We start from the raw sequence: 22,879 nt of genomic DNA on the forward strand, positions 1-22,879 counted from the left end.
CCCCTACTTTTAGCATCATGGTACGTCCAAAATTTTAAAAGATAAATCTTACCGCCTTAAAGGCGGTGGTTTTAACCTTACTTCGGACTAATAAAATAACATGCAGCGATATCCCGGCGCCTGCAATGCACCCTGCAGGTAGTATTGCGGCAGCAGCCATGGCGCTGACGAGAGCTCGTCCCGGGCTTCATACATCCTGCTGTAAATTGTATAGAGGCATATCGTATTTTCATCAAACACATGCACAAATCGAGTTTCATATTTAAAGTGAATCGGCTGCAAGCCAATCCGCATGGATTTTTGGGGCACAGGCTGCGCTGCATGCCAGTAGAGTGCGGGCGCCTCGTGTCATGACAGACTCTGTCGAGGTTGCGGGGATGAACGTCAGGCGCAGCCTGCCGATTCTGGCAACCATCATGGTCGGTGTCCTGCTGGGGGTCTGGATCATTTCCTGGAATGAATCTGATTTACCGGGTACTGCTGAGCGACCGCAATTCGGTGAGGAGGATGGTTCTGCAGCAATGGCGGGCCCGCAGGGCGGGAGGCTGTTTGTGCAGGATGATATCGGCCTTGAGCTGATTATCCATGAAACGGCTGCTTATCCACATTTCAGGCTCTATCCCTATCATCAGGGCCAGCCATTGCCGCCTGCCGACATGCAAGTGACGATTGCGCTGATGCGGCTTGGTCAGCCGGCGAAACTCTACGCTTTCAGACCCGAAGACAATTATTTGATCAGTGATGACGAAGTCGAAGAACCGCACTCGTTTGAGTTGGTTATCACTGCCGAATGGCAGGATACAAGTTATCGCTGGGGTTACAGTCAGGTTGAAGGGCGAGTGCAGATGGGCGATGAATCGATGCATGGCAATGGCATTGAATTGGCAGCCGCAGGGTCTGCTGTCATTCAGCCCCGCGTCACCTTGCCAGGTGAAATCATTTTCAACGAGCATACGATTGTGCATGTTGTGCCGCGATTGCCGGGCATGGTCGTGGCGGTCGAGCGCCATCATGGACAGGCGGTTAAAAAAGGCGAAGTGCTGGCTATCATGGAAAGCGCCATGCTGGCCGATTTGCGCAGTCAGTATCTGGTTGCCCGCCAGCGCCTGGCATTGGCACAGACGGTCCACGACCGGGAAAAGCAACTGTGGCAGGAAAAAATAACCGCCAAGCAGGATTACCTGGTCGCAAAACAGCAATGGGAAGAAGCTCGGATCGAGTCGCAGCTAGCTGCCGAGCGTTTGCAGGCGCTCGGCGTCAGACCGGAATCCGGTTTGTCCGGCAAGAATTTGGCGCGCTACGAAATTCGCTCTCCGATCGGCGGCATTGTCATCGATAAGGCAGTGGTCACGGGCGAAGCGGTGAAGGCGGACAAAACCGTCTTTATTGTCGCGGATGTATCTACGATCTGGGCGGCCATCAGAGTTTTTCCCAGGGATCTGCACCGGATCCACGTGGGACAGCGCGCTATTGTTCACGCTGACGCGCATCAACTCGTGCGCGCAGGAAAAGTGATCTATATCACAACGCTGCTCGATGAGCTGACGCGCACTGCCACCGCTCGCGTGGAGCTCGATAATCACGACCAGGCGTGGCGGCCTGGCATGTTTGTCAAGGCAGACTTGCTGGATGAGGACATCGCAGTGCCGCTGGCAGTGCCATTGGCTGCCCTGCAAAGAATAGAGGATCAATTGGTGGTATTTGGCCGTTATGGCGAGTTCTTTGAAATGCGTCCACTGAAACTGGGACGCAGCGATGGACAGATGGTCGAGGTGATCTCGGGGTTGTCCGCGGGCGAGCGCTATGCGGTGAGCAACAGTTTTATTATCAAGGCGGAGCTGGTCAAGGCGGGGGTGGCGCATGACCATTGAAGCAACAAATTGCAGCGGCCTGTCCCTGCCAGCTGCATCATGGTGCAGCGGTTCATTGCGCTGGGGCTGTTCGCGGACTGGGTCTGGCGCGCATGTTTGAGCGCATTTTACAAGCGACAATCGAGCATCGTGGATTGGTGCTGTTGGCAGTGCTGGCGATGGCTTGGCTGGGGGTCTACAATTATCAAAGACTGCCGATCGATGCAGTGCCGGATATTACCAATGTCCAGGTACAAATCAATACGGCCGCGCCAGGCTACTCGCCGATAGAAGTTGAGCAGCGGATCACTTTTCCACTTGAGACGATCATGGCCGGATTGCCCGGGCTCGACTATACCCGATCGTTGTCGCGTTACGGGCTATCCCAGGTGACGGTGGTGTTCCGGGATGCGGTCGACGTATATTTCGCCCGTCAATTGGTCAGCCAGCGCATCCAGGAAGCGAAAGGCCGCTTGCCACCCGGTATCGAGCCGGAAATGGGACCGATTTCTACCGGTCTTGGTGAAATTTTCATGTGGACAATCGAAAGCCTGGAGGGGGCGCGCAAGCCGGATGGCACGGCCTATACACCGACCGATTTGCGTGAGATCCAGGACTGGATCGTCCGCCCGCAATTGCGCATGGTCACAGGCGTGACCGAGGTCAATACCGTGGGGGGGTATGTCAAGCAATTTCATGTGACGCCTCATCCGGAAAAACTGATCGCCTACGGGATTACGCTACAGCATATCGTTACCGCATTGGAGCGTAACAATGTCAATCTCGGCGCGGGCTATATTGAAAAAAGGGGTGAGCAGTATCTGGTGCGCCTGCCGGGGCAGGTTGCCAATCTCGAAGAGATTGGCGAGATCACGCTAGGCAGCAGGCAGGGAACGCCGCTGCATATCAGGGATCTGGCCGAGGTCCTGATTGGCAAGGAGTTGCGCACGGGTGCGGCCACCCAGAATGGCGATGAGGTCGTGCTGGGTACGGTCCATATGCTGGTCGGAGAGAACAGCCGGACCGTCGCGCGCGCGGTTGCCGAGAAACTGGCGGAAGTCAATCGCACGCTGCCGGCCGGCGTTGTCGCCAGGCCGGTTTATGACCGGACCAAACTGGTGGATGGCACGATCCGTACGGTCAGCTTCAATCTGATCGAAGGCGCCGCGTTGGTGATTGTCGTGCTGTTTTTGTTTCTGGGCAATATCCGGGCAGCGGTTATCGCCGCACTCGTGATTCCATTATCGATGCTGTTTACGTTTAGCGGCATGGTCGCCAACCAGGTCAGTGCAAATCTGATGAGTTTGGGGGCGCTCGATTTCGGCATTATCGTCGATGGCGCGATCGTGATTGTCGAAAACAGCATTCGCCATCTAGCACAGGCGCAAGCCCGGCTGGGACGCAGCCTGAAACGGGCAGAAAGGCTGGCGCTGGTGTTCACGGCAACCCGGCAGACGCGGCGTGCGCTGATCTATGGGCAGATCATCATCATGATTGTTTATCTGCCAATTTTCGCCCTTGGCGGTGTCGAGGGCAAAATGTTTCATCCCATGGCATTCACTGTCGTGATCGCATTGCTGGGTGCGATGATTTTGTCGGTGACATTCGTGCCGGCAGCGCTTGCGCTTTTCCTGACCGGAAAGGTGTCCGAGCGGGAAAGCTGGATTGTCGTGTGCTGCAAACGCGGTTATCAGCCCATGCTCGAAAGGGTGATGCGCAACCAGGGACTGACCATTACCGTTGCGCTAGTTGCAATCGTACTGTCAGCGTTATTGGCGACGCGTCTCGGCAGTGAATTTATTCCCAGCCTGAATGAAGGGGATATTGCCTTGCACGCGATCCGCATTCCAGGCACCAGTCTTTCGACTGCGATTGCCATGCAGAACGAGCTCGAGAAGACCATCCAGTCCTTTCCCGAAGTGGAGCGCGTTTTTTCCAAGATTGGCACCGCGGAAATCGCAACCGATCCCATGCCGCCCAGTGTGGCGGATATTTTTATCATGCTGAAGCCGCAGGCAGAATGGAACGGCCAGTATCGCACCAAGGATGCGCTGATCCAGGCGATGGAGCAGGCGGTTCTGCAGGTGCCGGGCAATAATTATGAATTCACGCAACCGATCGAGATGCGTTTCAATGAACTGATCGCCGGGGTGCGCGCCGATGTGGCCGTCAAAATATTCGGCGATGATCTTGATCAGTTGCTTGCCTTGGGAACTCGTGTCGAGTCGCTGCTTGCGGCTGTGCCGGGCGCGGCCGACGTGAAGGTCGAGCAGGTGATGGGCTTGCCGGTATTGTCGATTGATGTCGACCGCGCCAGTATCGCGCGCTATGGCTTGAATGTTGCCGATGTGCAGGACGCGGTATCTATTGCTGTCGCCGGCAAGCATGCCGGCCTGATTTTTGAAGGGGATCGCCGTTTTGAATTGCAGGTGCGGCTACCCGAGTCGCTGCGGGCCGATATCGAGACTCTCAAGCATTTGCCGATCGGTTTGCCGGTCCAGGTCGAAAGGTCAGAGGTGATCGGGGTTGGCCAGCTGGCGCAAACCGGGTTGACTGCTTTTGTCACGCTGGGGGAGGTTGCGCGGCTGGAGATTGTTCAGGGCCCCAACCAGGTTAGCCGGGAAAATGGCAAGCGACGCGTGGTGGTGACCGCTAATGTGCGCGGGCGGGATCTTGGCTCCTTCGTCAAGGAAGCTCAGGGCCTGATAGATAAAAGTATGCAAATCCCCCCGGGCTACTGGATGACCTGGGGCGGCCAGTTCGAGCAAATGCTCTCAGCCGCGCAGCGGTTGCAAATAGTTGTGCCCATTTCACTGGGGCTGATTTTTATTCTGCTCTATAGCATGTTCGGCAATTTCCGGGACGGGTTGCTGGTATTTACCGGTGTGCCGTTTGCATTGACGGGAGGGGTATTGGCCTTGTGGATGCGCGATATTCCGCTATCCATTTCCGCCGGGGTTGGATTCATTGCCTTGTCAGGGATAGCGGTATTGAACGGGCTGGTCATGCTTTTGTTCATTCGTGAATTGCGCCAGCAGGGCGTTGCGTTGACAGAGGCGGTGCAGACGGGTGCGCTGACACGGCTGCGCCCGGTGCTGATGACCGCGCTGACCGATGCAATCGGTTTTGTTCCGATGGCGCTGGCAACTGGGGTGGGCGCAGAAGTACAGCGCCCGCTGGCCACGGTGGTGATCGGCGGCGTTTTTTCTTCGCTGGCATTGACCTTGCTGGTTTTGCCGGTGCTGTATCATATGGCTTATCGGGCAGGAGTCAGGAAGTGAGTGTGTTTTTCAGGAACAGTTTGGCGTGTCGACCCTGTGGAATAGCAGGGGTATTCAGCCTGAATTCGCTGTTCGCCATGGATAAGGCTGCGCGTACAATAGCGACTTGTTACCTCTGCCTGGATCCGTCAGGCACACCGGCCACGAAGAATGTCGAGACTTTTTACACTTTTTGTGGCGGATGGTCTGGCATAAGGAAGGCTGGTTCCTTATCTTCATGTTTTTACGGATATAAAACCTTTTTATTGGGATTGGCATGGATCATGCTTGCCTATTAAGCAGGTGCTATGAAAACTATTTCGCTTTTGTAGCAGGTTGTTATACTAATGAACTTCCATTTTCCCCGAAGTTTTGCGCGAGAGGTGACAGACATGTCAGACAAGAAAATGCAGGAACCATCAGATCAGAGTTTGGCCAATGACCAGATCCACAACACCCCCCAGCCGATTCGAAGAAAATTACTGAAAGGCACGGTCGCGGTTCCAGTTATCATGACGCTGCATAGTGGTGCGGCGCTGGCACGGACGAGTAATCTTGTTGGGGCAGCAGTGGATAGCGAAACTGCGAAAATTGGTGATCAATATATCTGTGCGCATAATGCTGATCTGGATCCGTCAGGTAAATATGATTTAGGCGATTCTCCTCAATTAGAGCTTGTAGAGAATGTTGAGGAATGCCTTGGAACCCTGGATGAGCCGAGGAGCGGAATACTGATCTCCGTTAGCGCTTATAATTCACTCCAAGGCAGAGGGTTTTCTACTGATCTCTAATCAGTATGCTTGTGAACAAAAAATATTCGTAGCTTGAGACTTAAGTCGGATAAAGCAACCTGAGTTGAATTAAAGCATATGGAGTTTAAGTAAATGCACTCTTCTTGATTCCTGGTTGTACTGACTTTGCTGCAAAGAATATAGAAGGTCTAATGAATCCGGAATGGGAGTTCTGGCACTATGAATCACTGGTATTCGGTCCTTTTTTCCTCATTGCGAATAGAAAATTGGGATCAGGAGTATACCGTTTTCCAGCCAGCCTCTGGAAAAACGCATTTTCTGAATGCAATGGGCTTACAAATCCTGGTCTTGCTTGACCAGGCGCCGCTAACACTTGATACCATTTGCATGAAACTGGCTGAATCTTTTTCCATGCAGGCCAATACACATTTCCGGCAACAAATTGCTGTCACCTTGCAGCGTTATGAGGCGTTGGGACTGATCGCCCGTACTTGGAAAACGCCTTTGTGAGGATCGGTGAACTTTCCTTCGGACAATTCCGGGCCAGATTGGCTGGCGAGGGATTGCGGGTAGGAATCGGCCCATTCAATATCCGTATTCAGACCCAACTCAAGTCACTGGCCAAGAACCTTCATGCCTTGTATGCATGGTATCCGCTGGCGGACGGTGAGTTGGCCGAGTTTCATGCCCAGGTGGTGCCCAAACATTCCCTGCGGCGTCCGCTCACACCTTTGATTCGATTCCTGGTTGACAATCAGGCGCCGTTTCCTCCCGCGCCGGCCGCGCACGCATTGCCGACCCTGGAATGGGGAATCAATCTGGCCATCGCCCTGCGTATCAATCATCTGCTGCTGTTTCACTCCGCGGCAGTGGAACGCAACGGCCATGTCCTGCTCCTGCCAGCCTGGCCCGGAAGTGGCAAGACGACGTTATGCGCGGCGTTGATGCATCGTGGTTACCGCCTGTTTTCCGATGAATTTGGGTTGATGGCGCCGCAATCCGCGCAATTCATGCCGATTCCCCGGCTGATGCCGCTCAAAAATCAGGCCATCGATGCCATTCGCAAATTTCTGCCGGAAGCGGTATTGGGGCCGGAAATTCACGGCACACAAAAAGGCACAGTCGCGCATGTGCGCCCGCCTGAAGAAAGTATTGCACGCATGCATGAGCCCGCGCGTGCGCGCTGGATCGTGTTTCCGAAATGGGTGCCCAATGCCGCGCTGCAGCTGGAATCGCTGCCTCGTTCCGAAGCATTTCTGCTGCTGGCGAGCAATGCCTTCAATTACGAGATGCTGGGGGAAAGCGCGTTCGATGCCGTTGCCCACTTGGTGCGTAACTGTGAGTGCCGCCGGCTGGTGTATTCCGATTTCGACAGTGCCCTGGCAGCACTCGACCGGCTGACCGATGACTGAGTATTTCTCCGCTCACCATCAACTGCTGCTGGCAGCCCTGCGTGATCCTCGGGCGCTCGCCGCTTATAGTATCGAGGAATGGGAGCTGCTGCTGCGGCTGGCCCGGCGTGTGAAGCTGCTCGGCTACCTGGCAGTCAGACTTGACGAACACAATTTGCTGGAGGTGATTCCGGCGCGTGCAGCCAATCTGATACGCTCCGCTTTGATCCGGGCCCGGAAATTCCAGCAACTGGCGCGCTGGGAGTTGAATCGTGTCCAGTTGGCGCTGCAGGATGATGCGTCTTCCCTCATCGTGCTCAAGGGCATGGCCTACCTGCTGGCGGATTTGCCGATCGCCCGTGGCAGGCTGTTCGCAGATGTGGATCTGTTGGCACCCAAGGACAGTCTGCCTGGAATCGAAGCCACCTTGCTACAGAAAGGCTGGCGACATCATCAAAATCTGACGGCCTATGACGAGCGTTATTATCGTGAGTGGAGCCATGAGCTGCCCGCCTTTGTGCACCGGGAGCGGGAAACCGAGGTGGATATCCACCATACGCTGGTTTCGCCTCTGGGCAAGCTTAAACTGAATGCTGCCGATTTCAGGCAGAAGGCCGTTCCGGTGGAAGGCGGGTGGTATGTGCTATGCCCGGAAGATATGACCTTGCATTGTGCGCTCAATCTATTCCAGAACAACGAGTTGCTGGATGATCTGCGGCATTTGCTGGATTTTCACGAAATGTTACAGTTTTTTGGCAACGGACAGCCGCTGTTCTGGCAAAGGCTGGTGGACCGCGCCAACCAACTCGGTCTGGGGCGGCCGCTGTTTTATGGCCTTTATTTCAGCCGCTTGCTTTTTCAAGCCACGCTGCCGGCGGGACTGGAAGAAAAGTTGCATCAGCGTCCGGGCAGACTGGCGCGCCGAGTGATGCGTGCTTGTGTGCCGCTGGCTTTGCTGCCTCTGGATCCGGACAAGCCTTCAAGGCGTGCTGGCCTTGCCCGCTTGTGGCTTTATTGGCGCAGCCATTGGCTGCGCATGCCGCTCTCTGTGCTGTTGCCGCATCTTGCCTACAAATTTTATTTGTCGATTTTCCCGGGCAAGCCTGTAGAGAGCCGACAGGCAAACCAGTGAATGCCAACATGTCCGAGCGCAGAGCGTATGCCCAAGTTATTCATTAACGAGCCCTTACAGCAGAAACAATGTTGCCAGTCCCAGGAAGATGAAGAAACCGCCGCTGTCCGTTACCGCGGTAATCATGACGCTCGAACCGAGAGCGGGATCGCGCCCGAGCTGCTTGCGTACCAATGGGATGAGCACGCCAACCAGCGCCGCCAGCAGGAGGTTCAGCAGCATGGCCAGCGCCAGAACCAGGCCCAGCTGTGCATTCTGGTAAATGATATAGGCAATAAACCCAATGACGCTTCCCCAAACGATGCCATTGACGATGCTGACACCGATTTCCTTGGTGATTAATTTGAAGGTGCTGTCCTGATTGACTTGGCCCAGCGCAATGGCGCGCACGATCATGGTGATCGTTTGATTGCCCGAATTGCCACCAACCCCGGCGACGATGGGCATTAATGCGGCCAAAGCCACCAGTTTTTCTATCGAATCCTCAAACAGACCGATCACACGCGACGCGATGAATGCTGTCACCAGGTTAATGGCAAGCCATGCCCAGCGGTTCTGGACGCTTTTCCAGATCGGGGCGAACAGGTCTTCTTCTTCACTCAGGCCGGCTTGGTTCCGGGCTTCATAATCAGCGCGTTCACGCATAAAATCAATGACTGCGTTGACCGTGACCCGGCCCAGGAGCTTGCCATCGGGCGTGACCACCGAAGCCGATACCAGATCATAGCGTTCAAAGGCCTGTGTGGCTTGTTCGGCTTTGTCATCGGGGTGAAACTTGACCATTTCCCGTTTCATGACCTCAACCACGGCCGTCTCCGGATCACTGACCAATAACTGGTTTAGCAGCAAAACGCCCTTCAGGTGTTCGTCGCGATCCACCACGAACAATTGATCGGTGTGATCGGGGAGCTCGCCCAGCCGGCGCAGATAGCGCAACACGACCTCTATGCGCACATCCTCGCGCACGGTGATGACATCGAAATCCATCAATGCGCCGACTGCATCCTCGGGATAGGACATGGCGGCCCGCAAATGCTCGCGCTCCTCCATGGGCAGCGAGCGGAACACGTCCTCCATGACATAGCTGGGCAGATCCGGTGCGAGATCGGCAATTTCGTCGGCATCGAGCTGTTCCGCCGCAGCAACCAGTTCCTTGCTATTCATGTCCTCGATCAGTGTTTGGCGGACCGCGTCGGAGACTTCGAGCAAGACTTCCCCGTCATGCTCTGCCTTGACCAGTCCCCAAATAATCAAGCGATCATCGAGTGGGAGCGCTTCCAGAATATACGCAATATCGGCAGGGTGCAGCTTGTCAAGCATGTTCTGCAAACTGGCGAGATTCTGTTTTTGTATGACGGATTCAACCAAATCCGGGCGAGGCGTATCTTGCAGGCGCACTAATCCGTCTACCAGCTTGTATTTGTGCAGCAAGTAAATGACTTTTTGCAGTTTGTCTTCCAGGTTTTCGTTTTCGTAATTTTCTGCTGTCATGACAGAAACCAGTAGTCGTCGAGATTAGGGGCCAGTGGAGAAAGCATGCGCTGTGATGCTTGTACCGGGCGCGTCGGTATAGATGCTGCTGCGTGTGCCGGATGGCGAGATTTACATCCAGGGAATTTGTGCCCTGGCATCCATGCGGCAGATCTTGTTGTTGTGCTCTTGTCGCATGATCCAGCGCGCTTCACTATTATTGCTTGTCAGGCTAGGAGGCTGTCCGAGAATAGACTGATCTACCGCGGACGAACCTGCCATGCCAGGCTGGATTTTTCGATCCTTTTCGTTGAATAGAACCACTATTCACCTCAAATGATCGAAAAATCCCGCTCAGTCAGCTTCGCCCTGCTACGATCGCTATTCTCGGATAGCCTCCTGGAAGCTGATGCCATATGGCAGCTAGCCAAGAGCGTACAGAACACCAGCAACAGAGAATCTGGTGGTTTACGCGAAAATATTCTATCACGGAACCTTGGCAGCAGGCATGCGCGCCAGAATGATGCGCGTTTTGCCGAGTAGTTTCGGCGCGTTGCGGTGGGCATCGTAGTAACGTGGGTTGGGTATCATTGACGCGAGCCAGGCTGCCTGTCTGGTGGTAAGAGATGCGGCCGGAATTCCGAAGTAGTGCTGCGCAGCGGCACCGGCTCCGAATACGCCTTCTCCCCATTCAATAACATTCAGGTAGATTTCCAGGATCCTCTGTTTTGAAAGCAATTTCTCCAGCATGAGGGTGATGATCGCTTCCTGGAGTTTGCGCCATAGCGTTTTTTTATCCGATAGAAACAGATTTTTGGCTAGCTGCTGACTGATGGTCGAGCCACCGGCCGCCCATTTGCGTTGTTTGAGGTTTTTTTTCCAGGCAGTTTGGATGGCATCGAAATCAAATCCCTGGTGTTGCAGAAACCGGCCGTCTTCGGATGCGATCACCGCGCGTTTGAGATGATCCGAAATCTGTGCGTAGGTCACCCACTGATGACGCAACCCGGCATCAGGATTCTGTTGACGCAGAACAGCCAGCCGATTCTCCATGAAAGCGCTAGAAACGGGATTATGGGTACGCCAGTAAACAATATGCAGCAGGAACCAGACTTGGTAGAGCAGAATGCCCGCCAGCAGAAATAGCACTAATCGCAGCAGCCATCGGCTGAGCCAGCCTGAACGGTGCGCGGACGGGCGGGGGACCTTTGCAGCACTCACGAGGCATGGTGCAACTTGTCCCGGAGCTGCTTGATAACTGTTTGCGTTTTTGGACGGATGCCGCGCCACAGGAAAAAGGACTCGGCTGCCTGTTCGACCAGCATACCTGTTCCATCTGCCAAGTGCTGAGCCCCTTGGGCCTGGGCAAATATCAGAAACGGGGTGAGCTTGCTACTGTAAAGCATGTCGTAAGCGAGCGCAGTGGTTTTAAACAATCCCGCTGGCAGGGGGGGCAGCTTATCTTGCAGACTGGCTGAGGTGGCGTTGATCAGGATATCGAAATCCGTTCCGGCAAAATCCTGGTAATGGCCGGCCGCAATGCTGCTGTGACCAGCAAATTGCTGTTGTAGCGCGAGTGCCTTGGCGGGGGTGCGATTGGCAATTGCCAGTAACGCGGGGTGTTGCTGAAGTAGCGGCAAAATAGCGCCATGGGCGGCGCCGCCTGCACCCATCAGCAAGATACGCTTATCCGCGATCGGAATGCCAAGGTTGAATTCGATATCATGGACTAATCCGGCGCCATCGGTATTGTCGCCCAGAATCGTGCCGTTTGCCCCAAATTTGAAAGTGTTGACAGCTTGCGCGGCTTGGGCGCGATCGGTCAGTTGAGTGGCCAGTGCATAGGCCTCCAGCTTGAAAGGGACAGTGATGTTCATACCTTTTCCGCCTCGCTGCTGAAAGGTTTTGACTGTTTGAGCAAAGCTATCCAGCGCTGCCAGGATGGCTTCATAGCGCATGATCTGGCCGGTTTGACGTGCAAATTCATGCTGAATGAAGGGCGATTGGCTGTGTTTGATGGGGTTGCCGATGACGGCGTAAGTATCAGTCATTCTGATGGCCTCAGCTGGACATGTCGGAATATACAAAATGCATGGGGATCTGGCGGCTGGACCGGTTCATTTGCTCAATAGCTTGTCTGCCCGCGAAAAGACCCAGGTGCGGGTAATATGCAAAATATCGGTATCGCGCTTAATGTCCGGAGGAAAGGGGGCGAAGCCATTGCGTGCAGCGAGCCTGACAATCCGGATGGCCGCATCATCCAGTATTTGTATGCCTGACGAGCGGTCGATGCCTATCGATTCCAGGCTGCCGTCAGAACGGATGCCTACCGTCAGTTGCAGACTGCCGTAAAGCTTCTCTTTCCTGGCGGCTTCCGGGTAATTCAGGTTGCCGATGCGCTCGACTTTGAGGCGCCAGTCCTCCAGATAGCGGGCAAAACGATATTCGCGCGTGCGCGCGCCAATAAATTTGCGCTTGGGACGCTTTTGGTAAGCTTCGTGCTCCTTGGCGATTTGTGCTTCCAGGCGAGCAATTTCGCGACTGCGTTGCAGCAAATCGACATCTTTATCCGGGCTGGTGGGTTGTGCTTGCACAGGTTTGGACTGAGGGGGTGTTTGCACAACAGCGGTTGCGTTTTCAGCCGCTGTCAACAGCTTCTTGACTTCTTTTTCCAACAGCCGGGTTTTCTGCTCGGCCTCGGCGAGCTCGATCTCCGGCTTGACGCCGGGCAAGACCGGAAGCGGCGTTTTGGCATGCCGGTCCTCATCAACGTTGCCGCCTCCGTCGAGGTTGGCCTGGGCCAACACATGGGTGTCAACCGGTTTGGGCCCGGATCGGCTATTCACCAGAATCACATCTATCGATTTGGCTACCTTGGTGGATGTTGGCTCGGAAAGCTTGAACGATACGCTCAGCAGGACAAATGCATGGAGTATCAGGGACAGCAGCAGTGCAATATAAATCCTGCGATGCTGCCGAGCTGAATCATTCACAATATCCGTATGCAACATGGGGCATCAATTTTCACTTTTACCGCGAAACATGGCATTCAACGAGCGCTCGATTAAATCGATTTGTGAAATTTCTAATGTGACTGCTGTCCCGGGTGCTAGGTCCGGTAGTGAGGGAACCCGGATTGTCAATGGCAAGCGATCAAATTTAACCAGATTTTCCTTGATGACAACAGCATCAGCGATGTGGATGTTTTCCTGCAATAGCCAGCGCAGGCACCAATAACGCTCCATGCCGCGCTGAAACTCCGCATAAGTTGCGTAAGCCAATTCGAAATCCCGCATGGCGACTAATATCGCATCGCTGTCCCGGGTGTAGGGGGGAGGCGTTTCGGATACAAACGCGATCAGCTGACGCTGGTTGATGAGATCGACATAACGGCGCATGGGCGAGCTGCTCCAGGCATATTGCGATACGCCCAGGCCTTGATGCGGTGCGGGAGAGAGGCTCATTCGGACCTTGCCGTTACCCTGGCTGCGATAAATGCCCGCGAGCCCCGCATTCGCAAGCTGTTTGCCCCATTCGGCATTTGCGAAAATCATCAGTTCCGACACCACTCTGTCGATGGGTGCGCCACGGCGGCGTTCGAAAATCATGACATGATCTTGCTCGACAACAAAACTGTAATCGACTTTATCGCTGTTGCTATCCTGTTCCTTGCCGCGCAGTTTTTCCATTTTGCAGGCAAAATTCCAGAGCAGCCGGAGTTCATGGGCAAAGGGATAATCCAGTTGGTTGTCCCTGAGCGTGTCCTCGTTGAAATGCTGTTCGAGGGTATCGTGGCGCAAATTGGTGGATACCTGGATGGTTTCGATCTTGCTGAACGTCTCGGTGACGGTAAAATCATCTGCAACATTGAGATAAAGCGAAAGCACTGGGCAGTGGCGTGATTCCCCCAATGTGTAATGCTGAATCACTTCCTCGGGCAGCATGGTGATTTTATGACCGGGCAGATAGACCGTCGATAAACGTCTGGCAGCTGCTTGGTCGAGAGGGGATCCCGGCGTGATGCCCAATGCGGGTGCAGCGATATGGATGCCGATCCGGAAACTGCCGTAGCTCAGCGGGGTGACTGAGAACGCGTCGTCGATTTCAGTGGTGGCTGCATCATCGATACTGAATGCCGTGACGTCTGCCAACGGTAAATCTTCCAGGTCGGTTCTGATGAAATCTGCAGCATGCGGATCAAATGCGGTCCCTTCCGGGAAGTGCTCATACACGAACTGATTGAAATGATAATCATGGGCTGACGGAATTGCGCCGCATTCCTTCAGCAGTTTGGGTGCACTCAATTTGGTAGCATTGCAGGCTGACTCGAGCGCTTTCCATTCAATGGTATTTTTGTCGGGCCGGTAAAGCAGATCGTTCACGAGCGGCTTGAATGCATCGGGAAGCTTGAAGGTCGTTAATTGCTCCACATAGCCTGCCTGTTTTTCTGCAGCCAAGCGTTTTTTTTCCTGGCTGGCCAGCGCCGCCTGCAAGATTTCCGGTGGCGCGGCCTTGTAGCGGCCATGCCCCTTTCTGTGGAAATAGATCGGGTGGCCGTTCAGCAGCATCATGATGGCAGCGATTTCCACAGGGCTGGGCGTGCGGCCAAAATATTCGGTCGCCAGATCGGCGCCAGTAAATTCCTGATTTTCCTCGCAACATTCCCAGAGGAAATCTACATCCAAGTCATCGACGATCTCTTGTGCCTGCTGCATGAATTCGCACAGAGACGGCGTTTCAAAGCGCAGCAGCACTGCGGCCGCTTTGATTTTCGAACGCTTGCCATGCATGGCTTCAATTTGTAGCGAGGTCGTGTTGTCGGCAAGTATGCCGCCAACCTTGAAGCCTCCGGCTTCTTCATAAAAAACATTCACCAGATCAATCCCCGGGGCAGGCTAGAAATGCAGTTATGTGAGTCATTGTGTTAATCATATGATGCTGACGCGAGTTTGATTCAATAGATAGATCATAGCGGGAGTGGCGTTGTTCGCAAGGTCAATTACAGTGGCTGAAACATGTCGAATTCACCCCTGCGCGCGGAGGAGTGAAAAGAAATTCTGCCGTTCATGTTAACATAATGGTCATGAGACAAAATAATCCATAATGGCAAAAAGGCGTAAGCTGTTTGCAGGTGCAGAGTGGTCCTGCCTGACCGACATCGAGGCAGGGCGCAGCCTCGAGATAGATTGCCAGAACATTGAGAGTAGGTGACGGCTATGTTGGACGGAAACAAACGGATGATAGGGGCGAAATGTGCTTCTGAAGCGAATACCCCAATTATGAATGGCTTTGTCGTCTATTTCAATGATGTCTTTTTCGCATGGCAGTTTCCATGGAACAATGATCAGCGCCTCCTGAATTAAGTAAACTACTCTACTGCATTTTTCTAAACTCCAATCTCATTCTAAGCTGATGGTAAGAACGCGTTTTGCTCCCAGTCCCACTGGCTATCTTCATATTGGCGGTGCACGTACCGCCCTATTTTCCTGGGCATACGCCCGCAACCAGGGTGGAAAATTCATTCTGAGAATAGAGGATACCGATCTTGAACGTTCCAGCCAGCAATCTGTACAAGCCATTCTCGATGGGATGGCCTGGCTCGGTCTCGATTATGATGAAGGGCCCTATTATCAAATGCAGCGCCTGAACCGCTATCAGGAAGTCGCTGAACAACTTCTGCAGCATAATCTCGCCTATTACTGCTATGCCAGCAAGGAAGAACTCGATATCTTGCGGGAACAGCAGCGCGCGGCTGGCCTCAAACCCCGTTATGACGGGCGCTGGCGTGACAGCAAACAGTCTCCTCCAGCAGGGGTCAAGCCGGTGATTCGTTTGAAAACACCTCGGGAAGGGCATGTGGTGTTCAATGATCTGGTCAAGGGGAAAGTCGCTGTGGCCAATCACGAGCTGGATGATTTGGTGCTGGTGAGAAGCGACGGCACGCCGACCTATAATTTTGGTGTGGTGCTCGACGATCTGGATATGGGTATTACGCATGTCATCCGGGGTGATGATCATGTCAATAATACGCCCCGGCAGGTCAATATCCTGAAAGCGCTGGGTGCGTCCATTCCTGAATATGCACATGTGCCAATGATCCTAGGGGCCGATGGTGAGCGCCTTTCCAAACGGCATGGAGCGGTTTCTGTGACGCATTACCGCGATCAAGGCTATTTGCCGGAAGCGCTGATCAATTATCTGGCGCGTTTGGGCTGGTCACATGGAGACGAGGAAATCTTCAGTCGTGCACAGTTGATAGATTGGTTTGATCTGGCTGCAATTAATCATTCGCCTGCAAAATTCAATCCGGAAAAACTGGGCTGGCTGAATCAGCAATATATTAAAGTGGCAGATGATGTGCGTTTGGCGGAATTGGTCATGCCTTTTCTGAAAGCAAGAGGATGCGATTCGGCGGGTGACCTTGATTTAGCCAGGATTATGCATTTATTGAAAGAGCGCGTGAGCACCATCGAGGAATTGGCTGATGCAGCGGTTTATTTTTTCCGACCAATCGAGCCTACCGAAGAACTTAGATCACGCCATTTCAAGGCTGGGATTTATCCGGTACTGCAGCATTTAATCGGTCAATTTGCCGCGATTGAATGGAAGCGGGAGGTCATTCATGGTGAGATCAAGGAAACCGTTGCTCAACATGGCCTGAAATTTCCAAATCTGGCCATGCCGCTGCGCGTAATGGTGACCGGCGAAGCGCAGACACCCGCCATTGATGCGGTCCTGGAACTACTTGGGAGAGAAGAGACGCTGAATCGCATGCGTCAGCAACTCAACAACTTCCCTGAGTGATATGTAAACCTGAAAACCCCGGTTGACCGTTAGCGGAAAGGACTGAAAGCATGAAGCAAAAAGACTCATTCAAATGTCATGATGCCGTATTGCGTCTTGCCAGAATAAAAGCCAATCTACCGCTAAATCTTATCCAGCTGAGGTTGTTAGGGTGAGCGGCGTGAAAAATGGAGCGATCACCGCCCAGTACGCCGGGTGGCATGCCGTACCCGGGAATTCGATACCGCTTTGGCTGGAAGGCGTTCGAGCATTTCCAGCCGTTTTCTCCAGAACCAGATCCTGTCTATCATGGCTTCTGATTAACGTTACATTTGAATACAATTTTTAAACCTACATTTCTCGGCTAACAATCCATCAAGCGTCAACAACATAAATTCACCCTGTGCAGAAATTGCTTATGCTGGCTTGCAAGTGTGCTGGATGCAGTGAAGACTCACGATCTGGCAGATCCAGGGTTGTCTGGCGATAGCTGGCAATAGACATATCCCGGTGGAGCATGATGTCTTGATCAGCGCCCACAGTCTGCGCGTGCCGGCCAGTCTCCGGCTGAGAAAGCTAAATTAAAGGGTTTTTTATGACAATGCATGAACGTACGGCTTTGCTTAAACAATTGCTTGCTGAGCGGATTCTCTTGCTGGATGGCGCGATGGGGACGATGATCCAGAGCCACAAGCTCAGTGAGTCGGATTACCGGGGGGAGCGTTTTGCGGATTTTCCGCACGATCTCAAGGGCAATAACGATTTGCTGACGCTCACCAGACCGGACGTGATCCGTTCGATTCATCGCGCCTATCTCGAAGCCGGGTCGGATATCATCGAGACCAATACCTTCAATTCCAATGCGCCGTCGATGGCCGATTACCACATGCAGGATCTGGTCTATGAGCTCAATCTGACTGGTGCGCGTTTGGCATTTGAAGAGGCCCAGGCGATGGAGAGCCGATCGCCCGGTCAACCCCGCTTTGTGGCCGGGGTGATCGGCCCGACCACCAAAACGGCCTCCATTTCACCCGATGTCAATGATCCCGGCTTCCGTGCAATTACTTTTGACGAGCTGGTCGACAGCTATTCCGAATCGGTGCGTGGTCTGGTCGATGGCGGGGTGGATATTCTGTTGGTCGAGACCATATTTGATACCCTCAATGCCAAGGCAGCATTGTTCGCCATCGATCAATATTTTGAGACCCATGGCATTTATCTGCCGGTGATGATTTCGGTCACGATTACCGATGCATCGGGACGCAATCTTTCCGGGCAGACGCCGGAAGCTTTCTGGAATTCAGTGCGCCACGTGCAACCCCTGTCGGTCGGAATCAACTGCGCGTTGGGCGCGGAATTGATGCGTCCTTATGTCGAGGAGATGTCGAATGTGGCCGAAGTGTATACCAGCGCGCATCCCAATGCGGGGTTACCGAATCCACTGGCGGAGACAGGTTACGATGAAACGCCCGAATATACCGCGCGTTTGATCAAGGATTTCGCGCAATCAGGGTTTGTCAATATCGTGGGCGGATGCTGCGGGACAACGCCGTCACATATCGCTGCCATTGCACAGGCCATAGATGGTGTGCCGCCCCGCAAGCTGCCGGATTTGCCCAAGAAACTGAGGTTGTCCGGACTGGAGCCACTCAATATCGACGAAGATTCGCTGTTTGTGAACGTCGGGGAACGTACCAATGTGACCGGTTCCAAAGCCTTCGCACGCCTGATTCTCAATGACAATTACGCCGAAGCGCTGGCCATTGCGCGCAGTCAGGTGGAAAACGGGGCGCAGATCATCGATATCAATATGGATGAAGCGATGCTCGATTCGCAGAAAGCGATGGTGACCTTTCTCAATCTGGTTGCCGCCGAGCCGGATATCAGCCGGGTGCCGATCATGCTGGATTCCAGTAAATGGACGGTGATCGAGGCCGGCCTCAAATGCGTGCAAGGTAAGGCGATTATCAATTCCATTAGCCTCAAGGAAGGCGAGGCAGAGTTTCTGCACCATGCCAGGCTGGCGCGCCGTTACGGGGCAGCAGTGATTGTCATGGCCTTCGATGAGAGCGGGCAGGCCGATACCCAGCAGCGTAAAGTGGAGATTTGCACACGCAGCTATCAGCTGCTGACCGAACAAGCCGATTTTGCGCCAGAGGATATTATTTTCGATCCCAATATTTTTGCTATTGCCACCGGTATCGAAGAGCACAATAACTACGCGCTCGATTTTATTCAGGCGATCAAGATTATCAAGAAGACGTTGCCATATGCCAAGATTAGCGGTGGCGTGTCCAATGTCTCATTTTCGTTTCGTGGCAATGAGCCGATTCGTGAAGCGATACACACCGCGTTTTTATATCACGCTGTCCAGGCTGGCATGACCATGGGTATTGTCAATGCCGGGCAACTGGGCGTCTACTCAGACATTCCTGCAGATTTATTGGAGCATGTTGAAGATGTGCTGTTGAATCGGCGGCCTGATGCGACCGAACGGCTAGTGGAATTTGCGGAACATTTCAAAGGACAGAAAAAAGAGCAGGTCGAGGATCTTGCCTGGCGTGAGGAACCGGTGCGTCAGCGTTTGACGCATGCATTGGTCAAGGGTATCAGTAGCCATATCGTTGAGGATACCGAGCTCATTCGGCAGGAAATCGAGCAGCAGGGCGGCAAGCCGATTGAAGTCATCGAAGGGCCGCTCATGGATGGCATGAATGTCGTGGGTGATTTGTTCGGGGCGGGCAAAATGTTTTTGCCGCAGGTGGTCAAGTCCGCGCGCGTGATGAAGCAGGCGGTGGCTTATCTGTTGCCGTATATCGAAGCTGAGAAAAAAATCTCCGGGGATAACAAGCCCAAAGGCAAGATCGTGGTGGCCACGGTCAAGGGTGACGTGCATGATATCGGCAAGAATATCGTGGCGGTGGTCCTGCAATGCAATAATTTCGAAGTCGTTAATATGGGGGTCATGGTGCCCAGTGCACAGATTCTGGAAACCGCGCGCCAGGAAAAAGCCGATATTATCGGCCTGTCAGGACTGATTACTCCGTCTCTGGAGGAAATGGCGCATGTCGCCAAGGAAATGGAGCGCGAAGGGTTTACCATGCCGCTGCTGATTGGCGGGGCGACCACCTCGCGCGTGCATACGGCTGTCAAAATTTCACCGCACTACAGTGGCGTGACGGTATGGGTGCCTGATGCCAGCCGCGCGGTGGGTGTATGCAGCAACCTGATGTCTGAAGATCTTCATGCCGACTATATTCGGCAAGTCAAAGCCGAGCAGGAGAAAAACCGCGCGCAACATAAAAACAAGAAAGGGCCTTCCAAATTATTGACGCTTGAGGAAGCCAGGGCCAACGCCTTCAAAACCGACTGGCAAGCATACACGCCCCTGGAGCCGAGCTTTCTGGGGCTGCGGACCCTCAATAATTATCCATTGGAAACATTGGTGCCCTATATTGACTGGACACCTTTTTTTCAGGCATGGGAGCTTTCGGGGCGCTACCCGGCGATCTTGCAGGACGAGATTGTCGGTGAGGCGGCCAGCAATCTTTTCCGAGATGCCCAGGCCATGCTCAAGAAGATTATCGAGCAAAAATGGTTGTCAGCCAATGCCGTGATCGGCCTCTTCCCCGCCAATACGGTCAACCAGGATGACATTGAGATCTATGCTGACCGGCATCGCAGTCAAGTCTTGATGACATATCACACACTCCGTCAGCAGACGGTCAAACCAGCCGGACGGCCCAATCTGGCGCTGGCTGATTTCATCGCTCCGCGCGAGACGGGGGTTGCGGATACGATCGGCCTGTTCGCGGTCAGCGCCGGTTTCGGTATCGACGAACGGGTGCAGGCTTTCGAAGCTGCGCATGATGATTACAGCGCCATCATATTGAAGGCGCTGGCTGACCGGCTGGCAGAGGCCTTCGCCGAGCATATGCATGCCCGTGTCCGCCGTGAATTCTGGGGATATGCGAGCACGGAGAATCTCGGGAACGACCAGCTGATTAATGAACAATATCAGGGCATCCGTCCGGCGCCGGGTTATCCTGCATGTCCCGACCATACCGAGAAGGGGCCACTGTTCGCGTTGCTCGAAGCGGAGAAACGGACCGGTATCATTGTGACAGAGTCTTACGCAATGGTGCCGACTGCCGCAGTGTCCGGTTTTTATTTCGCACATCCGGCATCCTCCTATTTTGCGGTAGGAAAAATCGGTAAGGATCAAGTCGAGGATTATGCAAAACGAAAAGGGTGGACGTTGGAAGAAGCAGAAAGATGGCTGGCGCCGGCGCTGGCTTACGAGCGTTAATCCCGTGCTTCCCGGTGGGTGGTCATGCTGCTGCCCATCCAACTGGAGATTACGGGTGTAATTTGTCGAGAACGAAACCAACTTGACTATATGATTTGAGAGGTAAATTTGACGGCTGAATGGATAAATCCACTGCTGGTGGGGCTGGTTATTCTGTTTCTTTTGCTGACTTTTGTGCGGGAATGGACCAAGCCGGATATCGCAGTGATTCTTGCAGTGGCGGCAATGCTGATACTGGGCCTGCTGGACAGCGGCCAGGTGCTGAGTGTTTTCAGCAACAGTGCGCCGATTACGATTGCAGGACTGTTTATCATCAGCGCGGCGCTTGAGAAGACGGGTTGTGTGAGTAAACTCGTGCAGTGGATAGGCGGAGCGGCAGGAAAGAGTGAGCAGAAGCTGCTGGCCATCATCATGCTCACGGCGCTGCTGGTTTCTCCCTTCATCAACAACACGCCAGTCGTGATGGTAATGATGCCTGCCATCATTACGATGGCCACAAGGTTGCAGGCAGCGCCTTCTCGTTTTCTGATTCCGCTTTCTTATGCAACGATCCTGGGCGGCATGATGACTATGGTCGGGACTTCGACCAATATTCTGGTCGATGGTGTCGCGCGCGATATGGGGTTGGCCGCCTTCGGTGTTTTTGAAATTACCGTGCCAGCCGCCTTTCTCGGCTTACTGGGGTGTCTGTTCATTTACTTTTTTGCGCCCAAAGTGCTGCCTGTGCGCGAAACGCTGGCCCAGCAGTTTATCGGGGTGAGCGACCGGGCCTTCATGACCGAACTGTTTGTGCCCGAGAACTCGAGGCTGGCGGGAAAAACTCTGGCTGAAGCCAAACTGGGGCAGGCGGGTGTATCCGTGCTCAAGTTGTTTCGTGGCGATGAGATTATTTCCTCTCCGCTGGCCGACACCCGTCTGCAGGTTGGCGATCGGCTGGTGGTCCACAGCAAAAGCAGTGCCATGATGGATTTGCACTCGTCCGACCTGGTCGGACTGCAGGGTAACGCGGGGCATGATCTTGAGACATTGCGGCGCAAGGATGCAATTGTCATCGAGGCGATCGTGGGCTCAAGTTCGCGTTATACGCAACGGCCGATCCGTGATCTGGATTTGCTGGCACGCTACGGCATTCATTTGATTGCGGTGCATCGTAAAGATGCCAGTATTGGGGATGTGGTCGATGACTTTCAGTTGCAGTTTGGCGATGTGCTGCTGGTAGAGGGCACAGCGACACAGATCAGGCGGTTTTGTGAGAATGGGGACTTGTTTGCATTGACAGAAGGCAAAGTGACAACGCCTCGTCAACATAAGGCGCCCATTGCTCTGGCTGTGATAGCGGGTGTCATGTTGCTGGCTGCTTTTAAAGTGATGCCGATCGAAGCGCTGGCAATCATAGGGGTAGCGGTGGTGCTAGCGACGGGCTGTATTCGTTCGGACGAGGCCTATAAAGCGATCGAATGGCCACTGATCGTGATGATTTTCGGCATGCTGGCAATCAGTATTGCCATGCGCGAGTCGGGCCTGGCCGATATGGTGGCAGGTGGCCTGCTATTACTGGGCGTCGGGCTGGATCCTTGGTGGATGTTGCTGGTGGTGATCTTGTTGACTTCCGCATTGACCGAGATGTTAAGCAACAATGCCGTGGCTGTGCTGATGACGCCGGTCGTGATCGGTCTTGCACAACAAATGGGCGTCGATGCGCGGCCTTTCGTGGTGGGAGTCATGTTCTCCGCCAGCATGAGCTTTGCGACACCGATCGGCTATCAGACCAATACGCTCGTGTATAGCGCAGGTAATTATAAATTCAGTGATTTTGCGCGTCTGGGATTGCCGCTCAACGTGCTGCTGGGACTGGGTGCAGCCTGCTTGATTCCATTCTTCTGGCCGCTGACCGGGCCTTAACATCACATTGGCCGGCGGCTGTGTCGGTAT

General features: G+C 53.9%; 14 protein-coding genes. 9 read left to right on the forward strand and 5 right to left on the reverse strand.

Annotated elements, in window-relative coordinates:
- The first annotated feature begins 350 nt into the window (after nucleotides 1-350).
- The 6 genes from BLV85_RS06765 to BLV85_RS06790 all read left to right on the forward strand — a co-directional run bounded on the left by BLV85_RS06765 (nucleotide 351) and on the right by BLV85_RS06790 (nucleotide 8,385).
- The gene (locus BLV85_RS06765; RefSeq protein WP_245725113.1) at nucleotides 351-1,871 is read left to right on the forward strand and encodes an efflux RND transporter periplasmic adaptor subunit; all 1,521 of its coding nucleotides are present in this window, start codon (nucleotides 351-353) and stop codon (nucleotides 1,869-1,871) included.
- Between the two features lie 92 nt (nucleotides 1,872-1,963).
- Nucleotides 1,964-5,131, forward strand: a complete 3,168-nt coding sequence (locus BLV85_RS06770) for an efflux RND transporter permease subunit (protein WP_090413640.1) — start codon at nucleotides 1,964-1,966, stop codon at nucleotides 5,129-5,131.
- A 371-nt stretch (nucleotides 5,132-5,502) separates the two neighbouring features.
- On the forward strand, nucleotides 5,503-5,901 hold the full coding sequence (locus BLV85_RS06775) for a hypothetical protein (protein ID WP_143032297.1): 399 nt from the start codon (nucleotides 5,503-5,505) through the stop codon (nucleotides 5,899-5,901).
- 180 nt (nucleotides 5,902-6,081) lie between these two features.
- Nucleotides 6,082-6,372: an HPr-rel-A system PqqD family peptide chaperone gene (locus BLV85_RS06780; protein ID WP_090413573.1), complete on the forward strand. Its 291-nt coding sequence runs from the start codon at nucleotides 6,082-6,084 to the stop codon at nucleotides 6,370-6,372.
- Nucleotides 6,369-7,274 carry an HprK-related kinase A gene (locus BLV85_RS06785; RefSeq protein ID WP_090413576.1) on the forward strand — a complete coding sequence of 302 codons (906 nt, stop codon included), beginning with the start codon at nucleotides 6,369-6,371 and terminating at the stop codon, nucleotides 7,272-7,274. The genes BLV85_RS06780 and BLV85_RS06785 overlap by 4 nt, the downstream gene beginning before the upstream one ends.
- Nucleotides 7,267-8,385, forward strand: a complete 1,119-nt coding sequence (locus tag BLV85_RS06790; protein ID WP_090413578.1) for a nucleotidyltransferase domain-containing protein — start codon at nucleotides 7,267-7,269, stop codon at nucleotides 8,383-8,385. Before BLV85_RS06785 ends, BLV85_RS06790 begins: the two co-directional genes overlap by 8 nt.
- 54 nt (nucleotides 8,386-8,439) lie before the next feature.
- On the opposite strand, the gene mgtE is transcribed toward BLV85_RS06790, so the two are convergent.
- The 5 genes from mgtE to BLV85_RS06815 form a co-directional block, all read right to left on the reverse strand.
- The gene (gene mgtE / locus BLV85_RS06795; protein WP_090413580.1) at nucleotides 8,440-9,876 is read right to left on the reverse strand and encodes a magnesium transporter; all 1,437 of its coding nucleotides are present in this window, start codon (nucleotides 9,874-9,876) and stop codon (nucleotides 8,440-8,442) included.
- A 465-nt stretch (nucleotides 9,877-10,341) separates the two neighbouring features.
- Complete coding sequence (gene mtgA / locus BLV85_RS06800) at nucleotides 10,342-11,076, reverse strand: monofunctional biosynthetic peptidoglycan transglycosylase (RefSeq protein WP_090413581.1); 735 nt, start codon at nucleotides 11,074-11,076, stop codon at nucleotides 10,342-10,344.
- Nucleotides 11,073-11,906: a shikimate dehydrogenase gene (gene aroE, locus BLV85_RS06805; protein WP_090413584.1), complete on the reverse strand. Its 834-nt coding sequence runs from the start codon at nucleotides 11,904-11,906 to the stop codon at nucleotides 11,073-11,075. The genes mtgA and aroE overlap by 4 nt, the downstream gene beginning before the upstream one ends.
- A gap of 66 nt (nucleotides 11,907-11,972) precedes the next feature.
- On the reverse strand, nucleotides 11,973-12,848 hold the full coding sequence (locus BLV85_RS06810; RefSeq protein WP_245725114.1) for an energy transducer TonB: 876 nt from the start codon (nucleotides 12,846-12,848) through the stop codon (nucleotides 11,973-11,975).
- 24 nt (nucleotides 12,849-12,872) lie between these two features.
- Complete coding sequence (locus BLV85_RS06815; RefSeq protein ID WP_176973960.1) at nucleotides 12,873-14,729, reverse strand: ribonuclease catalytic domain-containing protein; 1,857 nt, start codon at nucleotides 14,727-14,729, stop codon at nucleotides 12,873-12,875.
- Nucleotides 14,730-15,267: 538 nt separating this feature from the next.
- On the opposite strand from BLV85_RS06815, the gene gltX reads away from it, so the two are divergent.
- The 3 genes from gltX (at nucleotide 15,268) to BLV85_RS06830 (ending at nucleotide 22,849) form a co-directional block, all read left to right on the forward strand.
- The gene (gltX, locus tag BLV85_RS06820; protein ID WP_090413592.1) at nucleotides 15,268-16,659 is read left to right on the forward strand and encodes a glutamate--tRNA ligase; all 1,392 of its coding nucleotides are present in this window, start codon (nucleotides 15,268-15,270) and stop codon (nucleotides 16,657-16,659) included.
- Nucleotides 16,660-17,233: 574 nt separating this feature from the next.
- Nucleotides 17,234-20,947: a methionine synthase gene (gene metH / locus BLV85_RS06825; protein WP_090413594.1), complete on the forward strand. Its 3,714-nt coding sequence runs from the start codon at nucleotides 17,234-17,236 to the stop codon at nucleotides 20,945-20,947.
- 108 nt (nucleotides 20,948-21,055) lie between these two features.
- Entirely contained in the window at nucleotides 21,056-22,849 is a 1,794-nt protein-coding gene (locus BLV85_RS06830; protein ID WP_090413597.1) for an SLC13 family permease, read from the forward strand.
- Nucleotides 22,850-22,879 lie beyond the last annotated feature (30 nt).

This window comes from Nitrosomonas halophila (assembly GCF_900107165.1).
In the GTDB taxonomy this organism is placed as follows: Bacteria; Pseudomonadota; Gammaproteobacteria; order Burkholderiales; family Nitrosomonadaceae; genus Nitrosomonas; species Nitrosomonas halophila.